Below are 20256 nucleotides of genomic sequence, written 5' to 3' on the forward strand. Positions count from 1 at the left end.
TCTTGTACACTTTCTATGAGTGAGCAAGCAGATAAATACACAATTCTAAAAAAATACTGGGGGTATTCCGAATTTAGGAGGAATCAAGTTGACATCATTGATGCAGTCCTAGAAGGTCATGATACATTAGGACTTATGGCAACAGGTGGTGGTAAATCATTGTGCTACCAGCTACCAGCAATGATGAAAGAAGGAATCTGTATTGTGATTTCGCCATTGATTGCATTAATGGAAGATCAAGAAAAAGGTTTGAAGTCTAAAGGAATCATGGCAGAAAGTATTCATTCTGGCAAATCCAAGAAGCGACAAGATGAAATTCTTGATAACTGTATCTATGGAAAAGTAAAATTTTTGTTTTTATCACCTGAAAAGTTTCATTCGAAGCTGGCTATGGCGAGGATATCGCAGATGAAAGTTTCTTTTTTTGCAATTGATGAAGCGCATTGTATTTCTCAGTGGGGACATGACTTCAGACCATCTTACCTCGGATTAACATCTATAAAAGAGCATTTTCCTGACCACCACATTCTAGCATTGACAGCAACAGCTACTCAAAATGTCATTGCTGATATTCTAAGTTACTTGGACTTTGACGAAAATCACCGAATTTTCAAATCATCGTTCTCTAGACCTAACATTTCTATTTCTGTTGTTAAGTCAACACGGAAGGTTGATAATATTATAAGGTTTTCTAAGAGAATTAAAGGATCTAAAATTGTATACGCTAGAAACAAACGGCATTGTAAAGAAATCCATACCGCACTTTCTAGAAATGGTATTACATCCGCTATATATCATGCAGATATTCCTATAAAAGTAAGGCAAGAAAGACAGCAGGATTGGCTAGAGAATAAGATTGAATGCATCGTATGTACCAGTGCGTTCGGAATGGGAATAGACAAACCTGATGTAAGATTAGTTATGCATTACGATCTGCCACCTTCTTTAGAAGAATATATTCAAGAAATTGGTAGAGCAGGTCGGGATGGTCAATCTTCATATGCCGTCATGTTATTTAATAACTATGATCTACAAGAGTTAGAATTTCACTATGCGGAAGGGATTCCTTCTCCAGCTAGGATTAAAGAGATCTACCATGAATTAGGTACTTTTCTTCATATTGCAGTTGGTGACGGCATCGGGAAAGGATATAATATGAATACCGAACAGTTTCTGGAAAAAATAAAGTCCAACAAAATAGAATTGAAATCAGCACTGCAAACTTTAGAAAAAAACGAATACCTATCTGTTAGTTCGTCTTTTTTCACAAGTGATAAATTTTTAATTAAAGCAGGGAAGTCAACATTGAATAATTTTTTGAATCAAACTTCAGACTTGTCTATCTTAGTCAAACATCTGCTTCGGAATTATGAAGGATTATTATATGGTTATGTTTCTGTTTCTCTAGAACCTATTCGATTAAAAAACAAGTGGTCTCCTGAGCATTTATTCTCTGTTATTGCCCAAGGTGTGAAACAAGATATTTTTAATTATATCCATGATGATGGATCAGAAAAAATCACTTACTTAACAGAAAGATTACCAAAATCAAATTTAAGCTTGGATGGTAAAGCATTAAGGCAATTCTATAAAGCTAAAAAGGAAAGATTCGAGGCTGTCGTAAATTACGTCTTAAATGAAGAATGCCGTGCTAATCAACTGCTAGCTAATTTTGGTGAAATCTCTAAAGAACCATGTGGCGTCTGTGATTATTGTAAAGGTGCTTTTGAAACTCATTACAATGAAGAGGAATATAACGAAGCACGACACCTTATTTTGTCATCGCTCTCAAAAAAGAATGGAAGAATCGACGATTTAATAGAACTTTGGCCGTGGAATAAACAAAGTAAATTAAAGGAAATATTGAAGTCGCTATTAGAAAAAGAAGAAATCAGATATGAGAAGAATTACTTTAGATTGACCCAAGGGAAATGAAGAAAATTACAATCTGTATTACGAATGACTATGTATATGACCGAAGGATCCAACGGTGTGTAGAAACTTTAAAAACACATTATGATATTGAAATTATATGTAGAAACCTTCATGGTGAAAACACCGATTATCCAGACATTAAAGTAACTCGGATCAGGATGCTTTTTAATCAAGGCTTTCTGTTTTACGCATTTTTTAATTTGAGAGTTTTTCTAATGTTATTGCTCAGAAAGATTGATATTGTGGTTGCAGTAGACTATGATACCATTATAGCAGCCCAACTTTCTTCTAGATTCCGCGGTACAAAACTGGTTTTTGATGCGCATGAATTTTATGAGGAATCGATCGAAATAGTCCATCGGAAAAATGTTCAGAAATTCTGGAAATGGGTAGGGAAGAAGTTTGTTAGAAAGGCTGATTCGGCTTATACGGTGAGCGGAACGATTGCACAAACTTATTCTGAAATGCATGGAATTCCTTTTCAAACTGTTCGGAATGTTCCATATTTTCATGAGTTATCTAAAATTCGCAATCCACATTCTAAAAAAGTGATTCTTTATCAAGGTGTCATCAATCAAGGTCGAAAATTAGACTTGCTAGTAGATAGTGCTAAGTACCTACCTGAAGATTACGAGGTGTGGATAATAGGAGAGGGTGACTTGAGTCAAGTACTTAGAGAGCAATCGGGAGAAAATGTTGTGTTTCATTCTTGGGTTCATCCAGATGAATTATATAGACTTACGGAAAAAGCAACATTGGCATATAACTTATTAGACGATAGCTCGAGAAGTTATTACTATAGTCTTGCGAATAAGTTCTTTGATTATATTCAAGCAGGAATTCCAAGTTTGAATAATTCTTTCCCAGAATATGTGAAGATCAATGAAAGGTATAATTGTTGTATTATAACGGATGTTAATAATGCACAAGAACTTGCTCAAAACATCATGAATCTAGTTGAAAATAAACAGTTGCTATCCGAAAAGCGGAAAAATGCTAGAATTGCAGCCAAAGATTTATGCTGGGAAAATGAAAGTAAGACTCTTTTAAAAATATTCAATAGCTTATGATTTCTATTGTCATTCCAGTTTTCAATGAAGAATTGATTATCGATCAATTATACACTAGGACGACTAGTGCTTTGGAAAAAATTGGTCTTCCTTTCGAGATAATATGCATTAATGATGGAAGTTCAGATTCGAGTCTTGAAAAATTAGTTGCCTATAATAGAAAAGATAATAGGTTCAAAGTTGTTGATCTGTCGAGAAACTTCGGTCACCAAAAAGCTATCTTATCAGGACTGAATTATGCGTCAGGTGACTTCATCGGCATAATGGATGGAGACCTTCAAGATCCACCTGAAGTGTTCGAGGAATTTTTCAATAAGTTGAAATCAGAATCCTACGATGTCGTTTACGCTGTTCGCAAGAAGCGGAAAGAATCAGCTTTTAAGAAGTTTTCATATTGGTTGTACTACCGGATGCTTAAGTTCATGTCCGCCGAGAATATTCCACTAGACAGTGGTGATTTTTGCTTAATGACGAAACGTGTAAAAGATCATATTATTAAATATCCAGAACAAAGCTTATTTATTAGAGGGATTAGGCACTGGGTTGGCTATAAGCAAGTAGGCATGGAATATGAAAGAGATAGTCGGCAAGCAGGAGAAACGAAGTATAGTTTTGCAAAGTTGCTACAACTGGCAGCAAATGGAGTTTTTAGTTTCAGTAATTTCCCGATTAAATTTCTAGGAAGTCTAGGCTTTTTTACGATTTCATTGACCTTGATTTATACGGTATATTTGTTGTCTAAAAGGATGTTCTGGGGAGAAGTTCCTCAAGGGTTCACCACACTAATTCTTGCTATTATTTTCTTTGGCGGTGTCCAATTGGTTTCCATTAGAATACTGGGAGAGTACATCACCCGAATTTATGACGAATCAAGAGATCGCCCACTATTTGTCGTGAAAGACTTCTATTCAGAATCTAAGTAATTACCTTCGTTCGAATACGAGTACATACTTATCGCCTTGCGGTTGATAGGCACCTGCTTCAGCGTCCCATTTGTATACCGTTTGGGTAACATTTAAGATATCTGCAACTCCGATCACTTTATAGTGTTCTAAAAGGTGTGCATAAGTCTCTCTGAAAAACTGATTGGCCTCTTCGTTTTGCGGAAGCCAAGAAAAGGGATGAAATACCAAGACCGCATACTTCGCTTCATTCTTTTTCATCATTTCTAAATACGCTCTTTGCCACTCCTTGTTAATCTCCAGCGTACTCGTCATGAACATGATGAATGTAAATGGAGTAGGGCTCTGAAGGCCAGTTTCTAGTAAGATTTGTGGCTCAGAACCTACGACGAGTAATTTGTCTGATTTTGGATCTGGATTCTTGCTTTTAATGAATTCTGCAATGGTTCTACATTCCACAAATGGGTTATCACCATATATCGCATTCATAATGCTGTCCGCGTTGGGAGAAAAATAGTATCCCTTATTTTTATTGAAATAGAAAGTAGCGAAAACGATAAAAATCAGTAGTGGAATTCCGTAACTGATAGGTTTGCTCAGCTTTCTTGAGAGTAAATCTGTAATACTGTATACCAATGCGGCCATTGCAATAGCGATTCCAAAAAACAATTGTATCCAATAATGACCGTAGAATCTATATCCTGGCCATATAGAGAAAAAGGCAAATGCTGCGATCGTTATAATCCAGACTTTAATGCCCCATTTTAGTTTAGAAAAAAGTACTAAAACAAGACCTGCTATGCCGCCATACCACATCCATATATCATAAGCACTGATATTTGTAAAATAACCTTTCATAAAGGTCATCCCTTGTGAGAATGGGATTTCAGAAATGTAGAATTCTCGAGGAAATGTAATAGACCAGAAAATAAACTCCTGCCAGACACCTTGTACAAGCATCAATAGACAGACGATAATGAACATTCCGATGCCACCAATGGCCAAATAACTATATTCGATAATTAGCTTTCGTAGATCCAGTTTTTGCTTCGCTAAGTGAATCGCACCGACACCAATGGTCATAGCCGCAATAAAGAAAATTCCATTTTGCTTTATGGTGGCCGACCATGCGACAGCTGCACCGGCAGCAATCAGCGCTAATTTATTTTCAGATTTGTAAAAATACGCCAGCATGAAAAAAGAAATACTGACGTAAAAGATTAGTAAGTGTTCCGCTTGGACGGCGAAACCGGATGCATATGGATTGATACTCAGTATGGCATATACATAAGCCGCAACGATAGCTGCTAGCGGATTCATGATGAACTTAATCCCATAGGCTAAGAGGACGACCGTTACCATATTTACCACCATAAAACCTACGTGAAGATTCCTGGAGCTGGTACCGAATAGTGCTTCTACAAAAGCATAACTATAGAATAACCCAGGAGGTTTTTGCTCGAAGACATCGACATATGGAGTGGCTCCCTCTAAGATTAACTTACCAGCTAGGCCATAATCTCCTTCGTCTCTTTCGAGTGGCATATCGAAAAAGTTCACTCTGATAAAGTAGATTAAAATGATTAACCCAATGAGTAATCCAAGGAATATATAGTCATAATTGACGTTGATAGATTTTTTCGGTTTTGGATTAACACGTTTGGTTTGTGGCTTGACGCTAGCTTTTTTGGTATTTTTCTTCTTTTGGGCCATGCATGGACATATTTAGAGATCAGCTCTATAGATATAAATTAACTTGAATGTAATATGATCATTTTTCATAATATTTTAAATTTCTATCTGAGTTAATATTTGACATTAAACTAAAATAGCCCGAAAAAAATCTTTCGATCTTCCCCGGGCCCTGTTTACGAAATCTTGCAACTAACTATTTTATAAGTTTTCTATTTCTTTAACGATTTCATCTATTGTAGTTTCTTCTGGTTCTATATATTCTAAATGATCTTCCACGATGGTTGCATCTTTTAGTGCAAAGTAATATTTGTCATCTCCTTGATGTGAAATCACTATGAAAGTGACTTCGAACCCTTTAGGAGTAGCACCGTACGGCTCACACCATTGCATCTTTTCCGCATCTCCATTAAGTCCTAATATGGATTTAGATTCTTTGAATAACATGAAGATCGTCGTATTCTTGTTGGTAAACATTTCAGGGAGCTCCACACAAACTGTCGTTCTTTCATCCTCTGGAATGTCAACGAATATGTCCACATTAATCCAAGTGAATAATTCACAAGTAAATTCATACCCAAACCCTTGAAGAAAATCCTGACCTGTAGAATCTATATTAAGAAACCACTCATTCAAAATAATGTCAGTGTTATTAGGTGATCCAGTCGCATCAGAAATCGGAGACCAGTTAAAATCATCTCCACTACCTTCTCCTCTAAAGAGCTGCATGCCTTCTTCTGGATTGTCATCTGGCAGCCTAACTCTTACACCCCTGCCACCTTTGAACGAGAGCTCCTTGCCTTCTTGTCTAGCCTCGAATCTAAAGACGCCATCGGTTCTAAGCAATTGCTTATTCGAAATAGTAGGCAGTCCATAAAAAGCATATTCAGCTGGATTAAGAACTTCGATGTATTTAAAATCTACATCACCGGTAACAAAATTTCCTGACTGATCGAGAAGTGATCCTGGGGACACTTCAATAATGGTTTGGTTTTCCGTCACAATGATTATTCCATCTTCAGCTTTGAAAACTAGAGAATCGAATTTGTTAGGAACCTGTGCGAAGAAATTACTGATGTCTCCTGGATCTACAACTTCTGGAGTTTCATCCGCTGTAAATTTGAATTCATCTTTGTAACAACTACTAAAAAATATAACTATCGTAAACAGGAACGCGATTAATTTAAATTTCATCATTCCTTTTTTTAATTTATTATTATGACTCTTTGTCTTTCTCATTCGTTGCTTAGTAATTAGGATTTCCTGAAAAATAATATCTAGCTCCTAAGGATAAGCCAGTATTCATGTAAGTCTGGTTAAATGGACTAGAACTTACGCTCATGGTTCCTGGTGTGTATTTAAATGTCGGTCTCGCAAATAATTGTATGTGCTCATTAATGGAGTACAATGCACTTACAGAGAGTGAAAATCCTACACTGAGGCGGTCTTTATAAACATTATATGATCCAGATTCACCGTTTGTGAACCATTGAGCTTGATTAGACGGATCTACTATCTTACCTCTATTTTTATAGTAAATATTAAATATTGGTCCACCACTTAATTCTACTGCTAAATTGTTAAAATTCATTTGGTAGAGTGCATGGATAGGAATACTTAAAGTCCTATGATAATTATGAATCTTTTGAATTTCAGCCCCTGAAATTTGAACAACTGAAGTATCAGATGTCAGATCGAAAGTGCCATCTCCATTAAAGATCGTATCTATTGTAATGACTGTTTGATTCCTAATCGCTGCTGGATCTTCATAAGTGAATCGTTCATTGATCACTTCATATTCAGCTCCTGCTTTCACACCGACATTATAATCTGAAATCCAACCTACATTTATGCCTGTAGACCAAGAATACAGATTGCTTTCTGAATCTTTTCGCAGCTTGAGGTATTGCTCTCCGACCTCTGGACTATTAGAAGACAGCTGTGAATAAGCAAAAAGCGGCTGATAATATGCTTCTATAAATAAGTTAGCTCTATTTCGTTTCGAAAATGTAGGACAACCTACAGGATCGCCGAATGACCTTTCATTATTGTTAATCAGTGCAGGCAGTGAAACCGTTATTTTAGGTATGTCAATTTTTAAATTTTCCTCCCTTTCTACAAGTATCTTATGCTGTTCATTTTCTTGAGCCGATATAAGTACTTTCTTAATTTCTGGAATGCTAGGTTTAGAAATCTGCTGATGAACTAAATCTTTTCTGATTTTTTTTGTGCCATCTATTATAGGAATACTTAGTTCTTTTTCTTCTTTGTCAATGATACCTAGTTTTTCAACCTGCTGAGGTTCAGCTGGAATAGATTGTTCAACAACATAAACAGGTGAAAGCGTAAGTGGTACGTTGCTCATTTGATCGCTATCCATAAAACCACTAAAGTATATCGTCGCTGATAGTATCCCTAGCAAACCAATTCCACCGAAAAGGAACCAGATAAATCCTTTTTTCTTCTTCTTTTCGATCCCAGTTTCAATCTTACTCCAAAGATCATCTGGTAGTGCAGACTCATGATTGTAAAGTTTTGACCGAAGTATTTTATCCATTTCCTTCATACGGCAATTTTTTGAAGTTCAATGAATTTTTCCTGTAGCATTCTTCTTGCTTTTAATAGTTGTGATCTCGAAGTGCTTTCTCCTATTTCTAGTTGTTCAGCAATTTCTTTATGTGAATATCCTTCTATGGCATATAGATTGAAAACAATTTTATATCCAGTCGGTAATTCGTTGACTAATTTCATGATTTCTTCAGCTGAAAGCTTAGCATAAGTTCCAGCATCGATATCTTGATCGTAATTATCCGCGATACCGATGCTTTCCCTTTTAAATGCAGACTTTGAAACGTGTTTGAGTGCGTTGTTAATCATAATTCTTCTTATCCAAGTGCCTAGTTTGCTTTCTTCTTTGAATTTATCAATGTGTCTAAAAACTTTAATAAATCCATCCTGCACAAAATCTTCAGCTTCCATTTGATGTCGAGCATATCTTCTGCACACAGATAGCATAATAGGTCCATATTTCAGAAATAAAGCTTTCTGAGCATTGGATTTTCCTGCTTTGCATCCGTCTATAATCTCCTTTTCGGTCAACATTAATGGATTTAATGGCATACTGGGTAGACACCGGTTCATTTAATAACGTTGCCTACTCTGATTAATATTTTTGTAAATGTTAAACTATAAAATATAAAGATGCAGGTTTAAGCGTTAATTTTTTCATAAATTTTATCGTCTAATTCCTTATAATACAGGATTCTGTCTTTGAAAAGCTAAAATCAAAATTGACGAGTCAAAAAACTTTATAACTTTGACAACTCATAAAATAAATATACCTACATGAAACATTTTCTACTTGCATTTCTGTCCGTAATGAGTTTTACAGTATTTGCTCAACAAATGGATTTCGAATCATATGATCCACCGTCGACATTAGTTGTTCCTGAAAATCCAAAGAGCCACGCTAAGTTTCCATTCATAGATGTACATTCCCATCACTGGAGAATGGCAGAGATGGATCTTGGTAAGTTAATTGGAGAAATGGATTCGCTGAATATGCAAGTTATCGTAAATCTAAGTGGTAGAGGAGGGGAGCACTTGGTTGGAATCATGGAAAATGTTAATAAAAGTGTCCACAAACCAAGAATTATCAACTTTACCAACATAGAGTTGAGAAGTATTGATGAACCAGATTGGACGTCAGAAACTGTAAAGCAGATTGAGTTTGATTATAAAACTGGTGCAAGAGGACTTAAGATTTATAAGAGTCAGGGGATGACAAATGTGGATTCGAAGGGAGAAAGAATAAGAATAGATGATCCACGAATAGGACCTGTATTTGAAAAATGTGGTGAGCTAGGGATTCCAGTGCTTATCCATAGTGCAGACCCGAAGTCTTTTTGGGAGCCAATGGATTCTCTAAATGAAAGATGGCTAGAATTGAAAACGCATTCTCGTCGTAAGCGTGGACCGAATGATCCAGCGCCATGGGAAACCATTATAGAAGAACAACATAATATCTTTAGAGCGCATCCGAATACCAATTTCATTGCTGCGCATATGGGCTGGTATCCGAATAACTTAGGAAAGTTAGGAGAGTTACTTGATGAGATGCCGAATATGTATGTTGAGATAGGTGCTGTTATAGCAGAACTAGGTAGACAGCCGAGAGCGGCGAATCGATTCTTTGAGAAATATCAAGATAGGGTGTTGTTTGGTAAGGATTCTTATAAGCCTGAGGAATATCCTACTTATTTCAGAGTGTTAGAATCTGATGATGAGTATTTTCCATATTATAAAAGATATCACGCTTTTTGGAAAATGTATGGATTAGCTCTACCTGATGAAATATTAAAGAAATTGTATTATAAAAATGCGATTAAGTTGATACCAGGAATTGATGCAAGTATGTTTCCGGAGTAAGATTCTGTGGAATAAATTTTAAGATCTATAAGCCGAGAATGGCTAGGTGTGTTGGCGAGGATTGCAGAGCTGAAAGGAATAAAAATGGCTCATCAGTCCCTACAGATTGTCATTGATAAAACCTCAATTAAGATATTACTAGGAATTAAATTTTCCAGATACAAGTATGCCCTCATTACGGGCTTAAAGGTCCATTTTTAGTGCGATTTTATACCCATCGGCTCTGCAATCCCTTCATTATGATGTCCTTCAATTTTCATCATTATCAACTGCTAGAAGTGCAACCCACTATTCTTATGCATGACCACGTTCGGGCGTACAGATCCAATTAGATCTGTAAGCCGAGAAGGGCATAGTGCGAAGGCTAGGATTGCAGAGCTGAATGTAAGAGCTCATGGGGCAAAAAAAACTCATGATATCACCTCCAGGACTTGTCCGATTACCAGCGGAACTTGTCCGATTACCAGCAGATGCGTGAATGTTTTTTGGAGAGTGTTAGCTCATAAAAATGGCTCATCAGTCCCTACAGATTGTCATTACTAAAACCTCAATTAAGATATTACAAGGCATTAAGTTTTCCAGATACGAGTATACATTCATTACGGGCTTAAAGGTCCATTTTTAGTACGATTTCATACCCATCGGCTCTGCAATCCCTTCATTATGATGTCCTTTAATTTTCATCATGATTCACTTCCAGAAGTACAATCATTATTCTCAAGCAAGACCACGTTCGGGCGTACAGATCCATTTAGATCTGTAAGCCGAGAATGGCATAGTGCGAAGGCGAGGATTGCAGAGCTGAAAGGAATAAAAATGGCTCATCAGTCCCTACAGATTGTCATTACTAAAACCTCAATTAAGATATTACTAGGAATTAAGTTTTCCAGATACAAGTACACATTCATTTCGGGCTTAAAGGTCCATTTTTAGTACGATTTCATACCCATCGGCTCTGCAATCCCTTCATTATGATGTCCTTTAATTTTCATCATGATTCACTTCCAGAAGTACAATCATTATTCTCAAGCAAGACCACGTTCGGGCGTACAGATCCAATTAGATCTGTAAGCCGAGAATGGCTAGGTGCGCTGGCAAGGATTGCAGAGCTGAAAGGAATAAAAATGGCTCATCAGTCCCTACAGATTGTCATTGCTAAAACCTCAATTAAGATATTACTAGGAATTAAAATTTCCAGATACAAGTATGCCCTCATTACGGGCTTAAAGGTCCATTTTTAGCACGATTTCAGACCTATCGGCTCTGCAATCCCTTTATTATGATGTCCTTTAATTTTCATCATGATCAACTTCGAGAAGTACAATCACTATTCTCAAGCAAGACCACGTTCGGGCGTACAGATCCATCTATTTCAGATCCATTTTATAACAGGTCATAATCGTTAAAATTATGTTATAGTTCTACATTCCAAGTCGACAGAAACTCAGATTAATTCGTTTGTTTACCAAATAAGCTCGCAATAAAAATCAGCTTAAAAGCAATAATCTTACAATAAAAATCAAATCATGAAACAACTCTTCATCATTTTCAGCTTTGCTATTTTTCAATTAAATATATCTGCTCAAAATACGGAAAAGGTTGTGGGTCAACCAGAACTATCTAAATTTGAAATAGGAATACAACGTGGGAGCACAAGTTCCATCGGCGGTGGAATTTTAATTAGTTTTAATCGATATTTATCCGAAAAAAACATACTCCATTTTAATTTTACACCTTACTATGCTGCATCATCCAATTCATTTCTAGGAACATTCGAATTTTGGAACGAGTATAGAAATTACCTTGGAAAAAGAGGAACTTTCTATCTATCCCATGGTCCAGAATTTAACCTCGGTGATCGAAATAAAAATTTGCTTCAAGTTCAAGGAGAACCGATCAAGTCTAAATTTGCCGTCGGTCTCGGATATGGACTTGGTATAGGCCAAGTAATAAATGAACGATTAACTTTTACGGCTAATGTAAAATATAGATATAACTACGTCACTACTTGGGACAATGGTGTTTCATCAGAATTTAAGCCAGAGATCAATCTTTCAATTGGTGTAAATTATAGATTTAAATAGCAACCGGATCTAGACAAATAAATAAAATTTCCTATCTGCCGCAGACTAGACGAAGCTGAGTCCCACAGGAAATATTATTTTTGAAGTTGCTGTTGATGCCAGTTAATTGTCCAGCATATGGTGCACTAATGCTATAGGTGAAAACCGTTCCTCTTTCAGATAATGCACCACTTGATGAAAGATAACTAAAGCAGTTATTATAGTTGGAAAAACTCGTTAAGTTACTACCTACAGTTCCCGCCCTATAACTTGTGGACATTACCCAGTAATCAGTATTTAGACTTAATGTACCCATGTTATTATGAGACATAGCGTCATTAATTTCGCTAACATCGTAAAAATGTGCAGAAGGTTCCTCAGGGTAGGTTGCTTTACACATAGCGTCCGCAGCAACAAGTCCTGTAAATGAGTTATAAGAAAAAGAGCCATCTGTTGTCAAATTAGATGGACCTAAAATATACTTTTCCCTGTTCAAGCTTAGAGGTATCCATGTCGCCCCATCAAAGCCGTAAAATAATCCATTTTCAAATTTTATAGCCCCTGGTTTTTCAGAACTTAATGTCCCCAAAATTACTCCTCGCTGTGCGTTAACCTCGCCATTAACTGTTAAATTTCCTTGATGTACAATTAAATGTGCCGAATCAATTCCAGAGGATTCGATAACAACTGTGCTTTGACCATTTAGAAGATTTACAAATGAAAAAAGGAGGATTAGATGATATAGTCGCATAGCATTGGATTTTATTTGAAGTAATGGTTTAAGTTTAGTTGTCGCCCTAGGAATTTGCATTGACCTAAAAATATAATGTCAATGTAGGATCAATAATTGTCAACGACAACACTTGATTAGTTTAAGGTAAGAACCACTTGGTTAGGAGTCAATTCTATTATATATTCTGCTATGATTGTCCCGCTAAATGGTTGAAGCGGCCTTAATGTCAGAAACATTGATTAAACCAAAATTTTTCAATACTAGAAATAAGAATATTATTAATACACGTGTAAATAATACACATGTAGGACTTGATGCGGTATAAAATAGCATTTTGATTTAAGGTTATAGTTGATAAATTTTCATAAGTTCACGCAAGATTTTATCAAATGAAACAATTAGCCCTCTTCTTCTCACTTTTCTTCCTGAGTACATCTATAAATGCTCAGAATGCAAATTCTTATTTTCCTGAAAAAGGCGACTGGGAAACAACAACTTCCAAAGCAGCTGGTTTCTCTGATGCCTTGCTAGATTCAGTAGTGAATTATGCAATAAAACATGAATATTCAGGTGCAATAGACTTAAAAGTTGCCATTTTGAAAGGCTTCGAAAGGGAACCTTATCATGAAATTTTAGGTCCAACAAAAGATAGAGGAAGACCAGCAGGTATCATTCTACATAAAGGAAGAATCCTTAAGCAGTGGGGCGATGTTGATAGAGTAGACATGACCTTCAGTGTCACTAAGAGTTATCTTTCTACGGTTGCAGGACTAGCAGTTGACGATGGATATTTCAAGGTAGATGATCCTGTTGCAAATTTGATTTGGGATGGAAACTTTGATGGTCGGCATAACAGCAAAATAACTTGGAGACATCTCTTAACTCAATCTTCAGATTGGTCAGGTGAATTATTTGGCGGAAAAGACTGGGCAGATCGACCACCATCAGAGGGTGAAATTGATGATTGGAAAAATAGATCTTTCAATGAACCGGGAAAAGTATTCGAATACAATGATGTCAGAGTAAATCTGCTCGCTTATTCTTTATTAAATGTACTTAGAAAACCACTTCCTCTAGTTTTAAAAGAAAGAATCATGGATAAGATCGGTGCTTCACCTACCTGGAGATGGTATGGATATGATCATTCTTGGGTTCCAATAGATGGCTTACAAATGCAATCCGTAAGTGGTGGTGGGCATTCTGGTGGCGGTATGTTTATTTCTACCCTTGATCATGCTCGCTTTGGACTTTTATTCCAGAATGAAGGTAAGTGGAAGAATGAACAACTGATAAGCAGCGAATGGATAAGATTAGCGATCCAACCATCAGAGGCTAATGCTAGTTATGGCTTTATGTGGTGGTTAAACGACGAAAAGGGTAATCGATTTATGGAAGGTATCGATGAAAATGTATATTACGCGGCTGGATTTGGCGGTAATTTTATAGTGATTGATAAACAGAATGAGCTTGTGATTGTTACCAGATGGTTAGAACCTCGAAATCTTAAAGATTTTTTAAATAAGGTCTATTCAGCAATGAATTAATCATAAAAACAAAATTGAAATCGTTCTAGATTCGTATATTATTTATGTCTATGAGATTAAAAGTACATTTCCTTTTCTTTTTTATCCTTTCAAGTATTGCACTTAAGGCCCAATTCGGTGTCCCTTTAAATGATAATTGTTCGCAATCCATAAAACTAACCCAACTTGAAAATTTCTGTAGTGACGATGTTGATTTGTTTTCTACAGAAGGTGCTACGATTGATACAACTGAAGGATTCGGTTGTCAGACCTCCTTTCAACCTTTAGGCGTGTGGTACAACTTTACGGCGATTACGAAATTTGTTCGGATTACAGTGGAAGGAGAAGATGCTGGAAATGGTTTACTTCTTACGGAACCTATAATAGGAATTTATGAAGGAGGTTGCGGCAATCTGAATCAGTTAAACTGTGTGACTACTGCAACGGGTGTGAATGTAGCTGAAATCGTTATAACGACGGTGCCTGGAAAGAATTATACCTTAATGATTGGTGCTAAGAATAATAGCCAAGGATCATTTAGATTGTGTTTGAATAGTTTTAATGTAGATCCAGAACCTTTACAGGACTGTGGACAAGCGAGAATATTATGTGATAAGTCACCGATAGGAGTGGAAAGTGTTGTTGGATTCGGGAGTATAAGAGATGACTTAGACTTAGGTTCTAATCCAGCCATTCAATTTCCAGCTTGTGGCGTTGTAGAAGATGCGAGTAACTGGTATAAATGGACATGTGATCAGCCTGGAACATTAGAATTCACCATCACTCCTTTAAAACAGTTCGATGATATAGATTTCGTTGTATATGAGTTTCCAGATGGACTGGAAAATTGCAACACTAAAGTATTAATAAGAAATATGATTTCTGGTGAGAACCAAGGTCAGAATATGAATCAATGGGCAGTCTGCGTAGGACCGACTGGGTTGATATCCGGTGATGGACAAGACGGAGAATCCTGTGGTTGCCAAAATGGTGACAATAATTTTGCGAATGCTATACAAATGGAAGCAGGAAAAAGTTACGGATTAATGGTGATGAATTTTTCACAATCTGGTGTTGGGTACAATCTTGATTTTGGTGGAACAGGGACTTTTGCAGGGCCAGTGCCTGAATTCAGTATAGAACCGATTACGGGATTGAGATGTGATCAAGCATTTACGATAGAAGATAGAAGTAGGGATAATGGTAATCCATTAACTTACGAATGGTACTTTGGCGAAGATGCTACACCAGAAACAAGTACGGAGGCAGGGCCATTTGACGTGAATTATACGACATTTGGTCAGAAGTACATCGTTCTAACGGTGAAAGACCAGGTGAATGGATGTGAAGTAACTGAAATATTTGACATTTTCGCTGAAGCATGTTGCGAAGATATCGATCCATTGGTCCCTACACTTGTTAATGCGGTAGACCCTACTTGTCCTAATTTTAGCGATGGAAGTCTTGAATTAGCAGCTTCTGGCGGATCGAATTCTGGATATACTTTCTCTATAAATGGAAGCCCATTTGTTTCAGGTTCTGAATTTATGAACTTACCAGATGGTACCTTTAATATTGATGTCATAGATGATAAAGGTTGTGAAGGAAGCATTGACTTGAATCTCTTCGATCCGGATTCTATTATTGTGAATGCAGGTCTCGATTCCTTAATCGATCTAGGAGACATGATTGACTTAGAAGGGGAAATCGTTTCGGACAATGGGAGAGATTACGATATTGTATGGACTTGGAATTCTAATGGTACGGAAGTATCCTGTGTGAATTGTCTAGATCCGAATGTTTTCCCCTTTGGAGCTACAACTTTTACTTTAACGGCAATCGATGAATTTGGATGTGAATTTTCCGATCGAGTTGCTATTGATGTTGACCTGAATTATCCACTCTATATTCCAAATGTTTTTTCACCTAATGATGATGGTTTTAATGATCGATTTACGGCATTCGGTGGAATTGCTGTACAAGAAATTGCGCTCTTGAAAATATTTGATCGGTGGGGAAATTTAGTGTATGAGGAGAGGAATTTTCCTATAAGTGATACGACTTTTGGATGGGATGGTATGTTTAACAACAGCTTAGCCGAACCAGGTGTATACACTTACATTTTTGATATACAATTCATTGATAATAATCCGCCAAGGGAATATTCAGGTGATATTACTTTGCTTCGATGACCATTTATAGAAGCACAATACAACTATTAAGAATTCCCTTTTCGATCAATTTATTACCGATATTTTTATTTGCATTCTATAGTTGTGGTGAGAATATTCATACATGGAAAGCGGCATTAGTTTTTATACTCATTCACTTTGTTTTTTATCCAGCAAGTAATGCTTATAATAGTTTCATGGATGCAGATACGAGTAGTATAGCTGGGATTAAGAATCCGCCGGCACCTACGAAGCAATTGTACCAAGCATCTGTATTATTAGATATCGTTGGACTTAGTTTAAGTTTACTAATCAGTTTACCATTTTTTGCTATCAACTTTATTCTAATGCTGCTTTCAAGGGCGTATAGTTATAGAGGAATTAGGCTAAAGAAATATGCTGTTTTATCTTTTATCATGGTGGCATTTGCTCAAGGTGGACTAAGTTTCTATAATATGTTTATCGGAATCCAGGGGCTTGACTATTTTCCTGCGCTGACTATAGATCTAGCCCTCAAAGTTGCGGTTGCATCTTTATTTGTGGGAGCGATCTATCCGATTACCCAGGTGTATCAGCATGAGGAAGATGAAAAGCAGGGAGATCAAACAATGAGTATGCTTCTAGGCGTTAGAGGTACCTTTGTTTTCAGTGGATTTCTGTTTTTATTGGCCAATGTTTGTCTATATTTCATCCTAACGACTTCTGCGTTTTTAATATTCGAAGCATTCATGATTTTTCCAGCTGGCTTTTTTATCTTTTGGGCATATCAATGTTTTAAAGATCCATTAAAAGCTAATTTTAAGAGTACAATGCGAATGGCGATGTCCGCTTCTATTGCTATGATATTGGGATTTGCGGTGATTATTTTAACAACTTAAAACTAATGATAATATCGAGCCTTGATTTGAATCCTATTCTATAAATCAACTCATCTCATTGAAACAGTAAGTATTCTGGTTAATGAACTTCTAAAATTGACCTAAACCCAAAAAGAACTTAACTACGTGTTATAATTCAACAATAATATTCAAAGCTTTTTTGATCATATTATCTACTACTTTCCCAGGATTTTCAGCAAAAGTTCCCAATTGTCGATTGGCAAGAATAGCATTGATAGAAACCGCGCGATGACCGAGTACACTCGCTAACAAATAGATCCCAGAAGTTTCCATTTCTAGATTGGTTATTCCTGCACTTACGACTTGGTTTATCCTGCTATTCGCCTTGATATTATATCTTATTGCACGACCTTGTGGTGCGTAAAATCCAATAGACGTTAGTGTTTTTCCTTTTATAAATTCCGGATGACTCGCAAAGGTATTCACTAAACTTTTATCTGCCTTAACACTATAAGCATTTAGGTTTTTAGTGAAGAATCGAGTTACTTTCGTATCTGTGTAAAGATCTTGAAAAGCTGGTGGGACCTCATAGAATGCATTCATGTTATCGATGCCTACTGCTATTTCCGAGATCAAAAATTGACCTAAAGGAATATCTTCTTGTAAACTCCCAGATGTTCCTAGGCGAATAAAATTAAGAACCGTAATTTCTTCTTTAATTTCTCGTGTTTCAAAGTCCACATTAAATAAAGCATCGATTTCATTGAAAACAATGTCGATGTTATCCGTTCCGATTCCTGTCGAGATCACAGAAATCCTCTTTGCGCCGATGTAACCCGTGTGACACGTGAATTCACGCTTGTGTTTTTTTATTTCGATTTCGTCAAAGTACTTCGAAATTTCGAAGACTCGTTCTTGGTCTCCTACAGTGATGATCGTAGTGGCTAGATCGCCAGGTAGCAGATTAAGATGGTATATCGAGCCATCATCATTCAAGATTAATTCGGAAGAAGCAATCGGCATAGATTATATTTTTTATACCTTTGCAAGCTATAAAAAAATATGTTGAAATGAGAAAAATCTATCACTTGTCTACCTGCAATACTTGCCAGAGAATTATTAATGATCTAGATCTTCACCACGAAGGTTTTGAGTTTCAAAACATTAAGGAAAAGCACATTTCAGCAGAAGAGTTAGATGATTTGGCGAAAAAAGAAGGATCGTATGAAGCACTCTTTAATAGGAGAGCGATGAAATATCGTTCTATGGGCCTGAACGAAATGGATCTAACCGAAGACGACTATAGAAAATATATCCTTAGTGAATATACCTTTCTGAAGAGACCTGTTATCATCATCGATGACAAAGCATTCGTAGGGAATTCTAAAAAAGTAATCGCAGCAGCTCAGGGTAACCTTTAGCGAAGGAGGGATATAAGTCTATAAAAATATAGACTATGAACACCCTTCATTTTACATTTCTTTTCACACTGATATCTCTTTTTTCCTATGGTCAGCGATCGTGTGGAAGCCATGATGAATTTCAAGAAGAGATGAAAAGTAATCCTGCTTTTAGAAATTTACAGAAGCTGTCTGAAAATGCCAGTATTAAACGTAATGCGGGTCCAAGTGGTATTATTACCATTCCGGTGGTTGTCCATGTAATCTACAATCATTCAGGCGAAAATCTTAGCGATGCTCAGATTCAATCTCAAATAGACGTTCTTAATGAAGATTTCAGAAGATTAAATGCTGATGCAGATAATCTCTGGGGGCAGGCAGCTGATGCGGAAATTGAATTTTGCCTTGCTAGTAGAGACCCTTATGGTGATGCCACGTGTGGAATTACCAGAACTCAAACTGACAGTATTAAGTTCTATTCTAAATTTACAATGAAATCGAGTGCAACTGGAGGAATAGATCCTTGGCCATATCAGGATTATCTCAATATTTGGGTTTGCGATATTTCAGGATTGCTGGGATTTGCTCGATTTCCTGAATATTCAGATCCAGAGCTTTATGATGGCGTGGTGACAGATTACTTAAGTTTCGGAAGGATAGGAAATCTGAAGGAAGATTTTAATCTGGGAAGAACGACTACACATGAAGTTGGTCACTGGTTAAATCTAAGGCATATCTGGGGTGATGGAGATTGTTTTTACGATGATTTTGTGAGTGACACACCCGTTTCTGATGACCATAACTACGGATGCAACCCAGGTCATATTTCATGCGGAAGTGTAGATATGGTACAGAACTACATGGATTATTCGGATGACGTATGCATGAATCTATTTACAATAGGACAGAAAAATAGAATGCGGGCATTGTTTGAACCTGGAGGATTTAGGACAAGTTTATTGACTTCGAAAGGTTGTGGAGAACCGCTGGAGTGTAATAAGTTGTTTTTAACAATCAACTTTGATGATTATCCTGCTGATATTTCTTGGGTCTTAAGAAATGCTGAAACCTCAGAAACTGTAATGAATTCAGTTTACTATCCTAATACGCTTGCGAACACTTCACTTCATGTTTCCACTTGTGTGCCAGACGGAACCTATTCATTTTCCATAGATGATAGTTATGGAGATGGATTATGTTGCAATGAAGGAACGGGAAGTTATACATTGACAAGTACGTATGAAGATCTTATTATTTCTAATGGTCAATTAGGCAGTGGAGAAACGACAGAAATCTTAGTGAACAATAGCAATTATAGATTCATTGGACCAGGAAGCAATTGGTATGATCCTGCGAATTGGAACAAATTAGATCCTCCGTCAGACTGCTATGAGGGTCTTATTATCATAGAAAAATATTGCGAGCGGTCTCCATTTGAACTGAAAAGTACTAATAGTATTATCGTGAGACAAGGCGCGGAACTCAGGATTACGGAATAGT

General features: G+C 36.7%; 19 protein-coding genes. 13 read left to right on the forward strand and 6 right to left on the reverse strand.

The genetic code is table 11. The features are described from left to right. The first annotated feature begins 15 nt into the window (after positions 1-15). From L2586_RS11970 to L2586_RS11980, 3 genes are read left to right on the forward strand one after another with little or no spacing between them, the layout of a single operon-like run. Positions 16-1935 (forward strand): RecQ family ATP-dependent DNA helicase, encoded by a 1920-nt coding sequence (locus tag L2586_RS11970; protein ID WP_235293138.1) that lies wholly within the window; start codon positions 16-18, stop codon positions 1933-1935. Further along, on the forward strand, positions 1932-3005 hold the full coding sequence (locus L2586_RS11975; RefSeq protein ID WP_235293139.1) for a glycosyltransferase: 1074 nt from the start codon (positions 1932-1934) through the stop codon (positions 3003-3005). Before L2586_RS11970 ends, L2586_RS11975 begins: the two co-directional genes overlap by 4 nt. After that, positions 3002-3928 (forward strand): glycosyltransferase family 2 protein, encoded by a 927-nt coding sequence (locus tag L2586_RS11980; protein WP_235293140.1) that lies wholly within the window; start codon positions 3002-3004, stop codon positions 3926-3928. Before L2586_RS11975 ends, L2586_RS11980 begins: the two co-directional genes overlap by 4 nt. On the opposite strand, the gene L2586_RS11985 is transcribed toward L2586_RS11980, so the two are convergent. From L2586_RS11985 to L2586_RS12000, 4 genes are all read right to left on the reverse strand, one after another. Continuing rightward, positions 3929-5620, reverse strand: coding sequence for a glycosyltransferase family 39 protein (locus L2586_RS11985; protein WP_235293141.1), 1692 nt, complete (start codon positions 5618-5620; stop codon positions 3929-3931). It lies immediately after the preceding gene. Positions 5621-5800: 180 nt separating this feature from the next. Then, complete coding sequence (locus L2586_RS11990; protein WP_235293142.1) at positions 5801-6793, reverse strand: hypothetical protein; 993 nt, start codon at positions 6791-6793, stop codon at positions 5801-5803. Positions 6794-6845: 52 nt separating this feature from the next. Next, positions 6846-8165 (reverse strand): hypothetical protein, encoded by a 1320-nt coding sequence (locus L2586_RS11995; RefSeq protein WP_235293143.1) that lies wholly within the window; start codon positions 8163-8165, stop codon positions 6846-6848. Continuing rightward, the gene (locus L2586_RS12000) at positions 8162-8701 is read right to left on the reverse strand and encodes an RNA polymerase sigma factor (protein ID WP_235293144.1); all 540 of its coding nucleotides are present in this window, start codon (positions 8699-8701) and stop codon (positions 8162-8164) included. The genes L2586_RS11995 and L2586_RS12000 overlap by 4 nt, the downstream gene beginning before the upstream one ends. A gap of 243 nt (positions 8702-8944) precedes the next feature. On the opposite strand from L2586_RS12000, the gene L2586_RS12005 reads away from it, so the two are divergent. The 5 genes from L2586_RS12005 to L2586_RS12025 all read left to right on the forward strand — a co-directional run bounded on the left by L2586_RS12005 (position 8945) and on the right by L2586_RS12025 (position 12111). Continuing rightward, positions 8945-10027 (forward strand): amidohydrolase family protein, encoded by a 1083-nt coding sequence (locus tag L2586_RS12005; protein ID WP_235293145.1) that lies wholly within the window; start codon positions 8945-8947, stop codon positions 10025-10027. A gap of 300 nt (positions 10028-10327) precedes the next feature. Beyond that, entirely contained in the window at positions 10328-10570 is a 243-nt protein-coding gene (locus L2586_RS12010; protein ID WP_235293146.1) for a hypothetical protein, read from the forward strand. A gap of 120 nt (positions 10571-10690) precedes the next feature. After that, entirely contained in the window at positions 10691-10960 is a 270-nt protein-coding gene (locus L2586_RS12015; protein ID WP_235293147.1) for a hypothetical protein, read from the forward strand. 38 nt (positions 10961-10998) lie between these two features. Continuing rightward, a complete protein-coding gene (locus tag L2586_RS12020; RefSeq protein WP_235293148.1) occupies positions 10999-11268 on the forward strand; it encodes a hypothetical protein in 270 nt (89 codons plus the stop codon). Positions 11269-11553: 285 nt separating this feature from the next. After that, complete coding sequence (locus L2586_RS12025) at positions 11554-12111, forward strand: hypothetical protein (protein WP_235293149.1); 558 nt, start codon at positions 11554-11556, stop codon at positions 12109-12111. A gap of 31 nt (positions 12112-12142) precedes the next feature. Here the strand turns inward: L2586_RS12025 and L2586_RS12030 are convergent, their stop codons facing one another. Then, positions 12143-12841, reverse strand: a complete 699-nt coding sequence (locus tag L2586_RS12030) for a hypothetical protein (RefSeq protein ID WP_235293150.1) — start codon at positions 12839-12841, stop codon at positions 12143-12145. A gap of 371 nt (positions 12842-13212) precedes the next feature. Between L2586_RS12030 and L2586_RS12035 the strand changes: the two genes are divergently transcribed. The 3 genes from L2586_RS12035 to L2586_RS12045 are packed head-to-tail and all read left to right on the forward strand — an operon-like array spanning position 13213 to position 17395. After that, positions 13213-14367: a serine hydrolase domain-containing protein gene (locus L2586_RS12035; protein ID WP_235293151.1), complete on the forward strand. Its 1155-nt coding sequence runs from the start codon at positions 13213-13215 to the stop codon at positions 14365-14367. A gap of 50 nt (positions 14368-14417) precedes the next feature. Then, the gene (locus tag L2586_RS12040; protein ID WP_235293152.1) at positions 14418-16538 is read left to right on the forward strand and encodes a T9SS type B sorting domain-containing protein; all 2121 of its coding nucleotides are present in this window, start codon (positions 14418-14420) and stop codon (positions 16536-16538) included. After that, positions 16535-17395 carry a UbiA family prenyltransferase gene (locus L2586_RS12045; protein WP_235293153.1) on the forward strand — a complete coding sequence of 287 codons (861 nt, stop codon included), beginning with the start codon at positions 16535-16537 and terminating at the stop codon, positions 17393-17395. Before L2586_RS12040 ends, L2586_RS12045 begins: the two co-directional genes overlap by 4 nt. A 129-nt stretch (positions 17396-17524) precedes the next feature. Here the strand turns inward: L2586_RS12045 and L2586_RS12050 are convergent, their stop codons facing one another. Then, positions 17525-18379 (reverse strand): nucleoside phosphorylase, encoded by an 855-nt coding sequence (locus L2586_RS12050; RefSeq protein ID WP_235293154.1) that lies wholly within the window; start codon positions 18377-18379, stop codon positions 17525-17527. Positions 18380-18426: 47 nt separating this feature from the next. On the opposite strand from L2586_RS12050, the gene L2586_RS12055 reads away from it, so the two are divergent. Together L2586_RS12055 and L2586_RS12060 are read left to right on the forward strand one after the other, a co-directional pair. Next, entirely contained in the window at positions 18427-18777 is a 351-nt protein-coding gene (locus L2586_RS12055) for an arsenate reductase family protein (protein ID WP_235293155.1), read from the forward strand. A 35-nt stretch (positions 18778-18812) separates the two neighbouring features. After that, positions 18813-20255 (forward strand): zinc metalloprotease, encoded by a 1443-nt coding sequence (locus tag L2586_RS12060; RefSeq protein ID WP_235293156.1) that lies wholly within the window; start codon positions 18813-18815, stop codon positions 20253-20255. The last annotated feature ends 1 nt before the right edge of the window (position 20256 follow it).

Origin of the sequence: Portibacter lacus (assembly GCF_021533215.1) — a bacterium.
In the GTDB taxonomy this organism is placed as follows: domain Bacteria; phylum Bacteroidota; class Bacteroidia; order Chitinophagales; family Saprospiraceae; genus Portibacter; species Portibacter lacus.

Bases quoted from the DNA above. Each gene is read 5' to 3' on its own strand.
- L2586_RS12050 (WP_235293154.1), bottom strand. From the start codon at position 18,379: ATGCCGATTGCTTCTTCCGAATTAATCTTGAATGATGATGGCTCGATA.
- L2586_RS12010 (WP_235293146.1), top strand. From the start codon at position 10,328: ATGACCACGTTCGGGCGTACAGATCCAATTAGATCTGTAAGCCGAGAA.
- L2586_RS12045 (WP_235293153.1), top strand. From the start codon at position 16,535: ATGACCATTTATAGAAGCACAATACAACTATTAAGAATTCCCTTTTCG.
- L2586_RS11970 (WP_235293138.1), top strand. From the start codon at position 16: ATGAGTGAGCAAGCAGATAAATACACAATTCTAAAAAAATACTGGGGG.
- L2586_RS12015 (WP_235293147.1), top strand. From the start codon at position 10,691: ATGATGTCCTTTAATTTTCATCATGATTCACTTCCAGAAGTACAATCA.
- L2586_RS12060 (WP_235293156.1), top strand. From the start codon at position 18,813: ATGAACACCCTTCATTTTACATTTCTTTTCACACTGATATCTCTTTTT.
- L2586_RS12035 (WP_235293151.1), top strand. From the start codon at position 13,213: ATGAAACAATTAGCCCTCTTCTTCTCACTTTTCTTCCTGAGTACATCT.
- L2586_RS12025 (WP_235293149.1), top strand. From the start codon at position 11,554: ATGAAACAACTCTTCATCATTTTCAGCTTTGCTATTTTTCAATTAAAT.
- L2586_RS11980 (WP_235293140.1), top strand. From the start codon at position 3,002: ATGATTTCTATTGTCATTCCAGTTTTCAATGAAGAATTGATTATCGAT.
- L2586_RS11990 (WP_235293142.1), bottom strand. From the start codon at position 6,793: ATGAAATTTAAATTAATCGCGTTCCTGTTTACGATAGTTATATTTTTT.
- L2586_RS11995 (WP_235293143.1), bottom strand. From the start codon at position 8,165: ATGAAGGAAATGGATAAAATACTTCGGTCAAAACTTTACAATCATGAG.
- L2586_RS12040 (WP_235293152.1), top strand. From the start codon at position 14,418: ATGAGATTAAAAGTACATTTCCTTTTCTTTTTTATCCTTTCAAGTATT.
- L2586_RS11985 (WP_235293141.1), bottom strand. From the start codon at position 5,620: ATGGCCCAAAAGAAGAAAAATACCAAAAAAGCTAGCGTCAAGCCACAA.
- L2586_RS12030 (WP_235293150.1), bottom strand. From the start codon at position 12,841: ATGCGACTATATCATCTAATCCTCCTTTTTTCATTTGTAAATCTTCTA.
- L2586_RS12020 (WP_235293148.1), top strand. From the start codon at position 10,999: ATGATGTCCTTTAATTTTCATCATGATTCACTTCCAGAAGTACAATCA.
- L2586_RS12055 (WP_235293155.1), top strand. From the start codon at position 18,427: ATGAGAAAAATCTATCACTTGTCTACCTGCAATACTTGCCAGAGAATT.
- L2586_RS12000 (WP_235293144.1), bottom strand. From the start codon at position 8,701: ATGTTGACCGAAAAGGAGATTATAGACGGATGCAAAGCAGGAAAATCC.
- L2586_RS12005 (WP_235293145.1), top strand. From the start codon at position 8,945: ATGAAACATTTTCTACTTGCATTTCTGTCCGTAATGAGTTTTACAGTA.
- L2586_RS11975 (WP_235293139.1), top strand. From the start codon at position 1,932: ATGAAGAAAATTACAATCTGTATTACGAATGACTATGTATATGACCGA.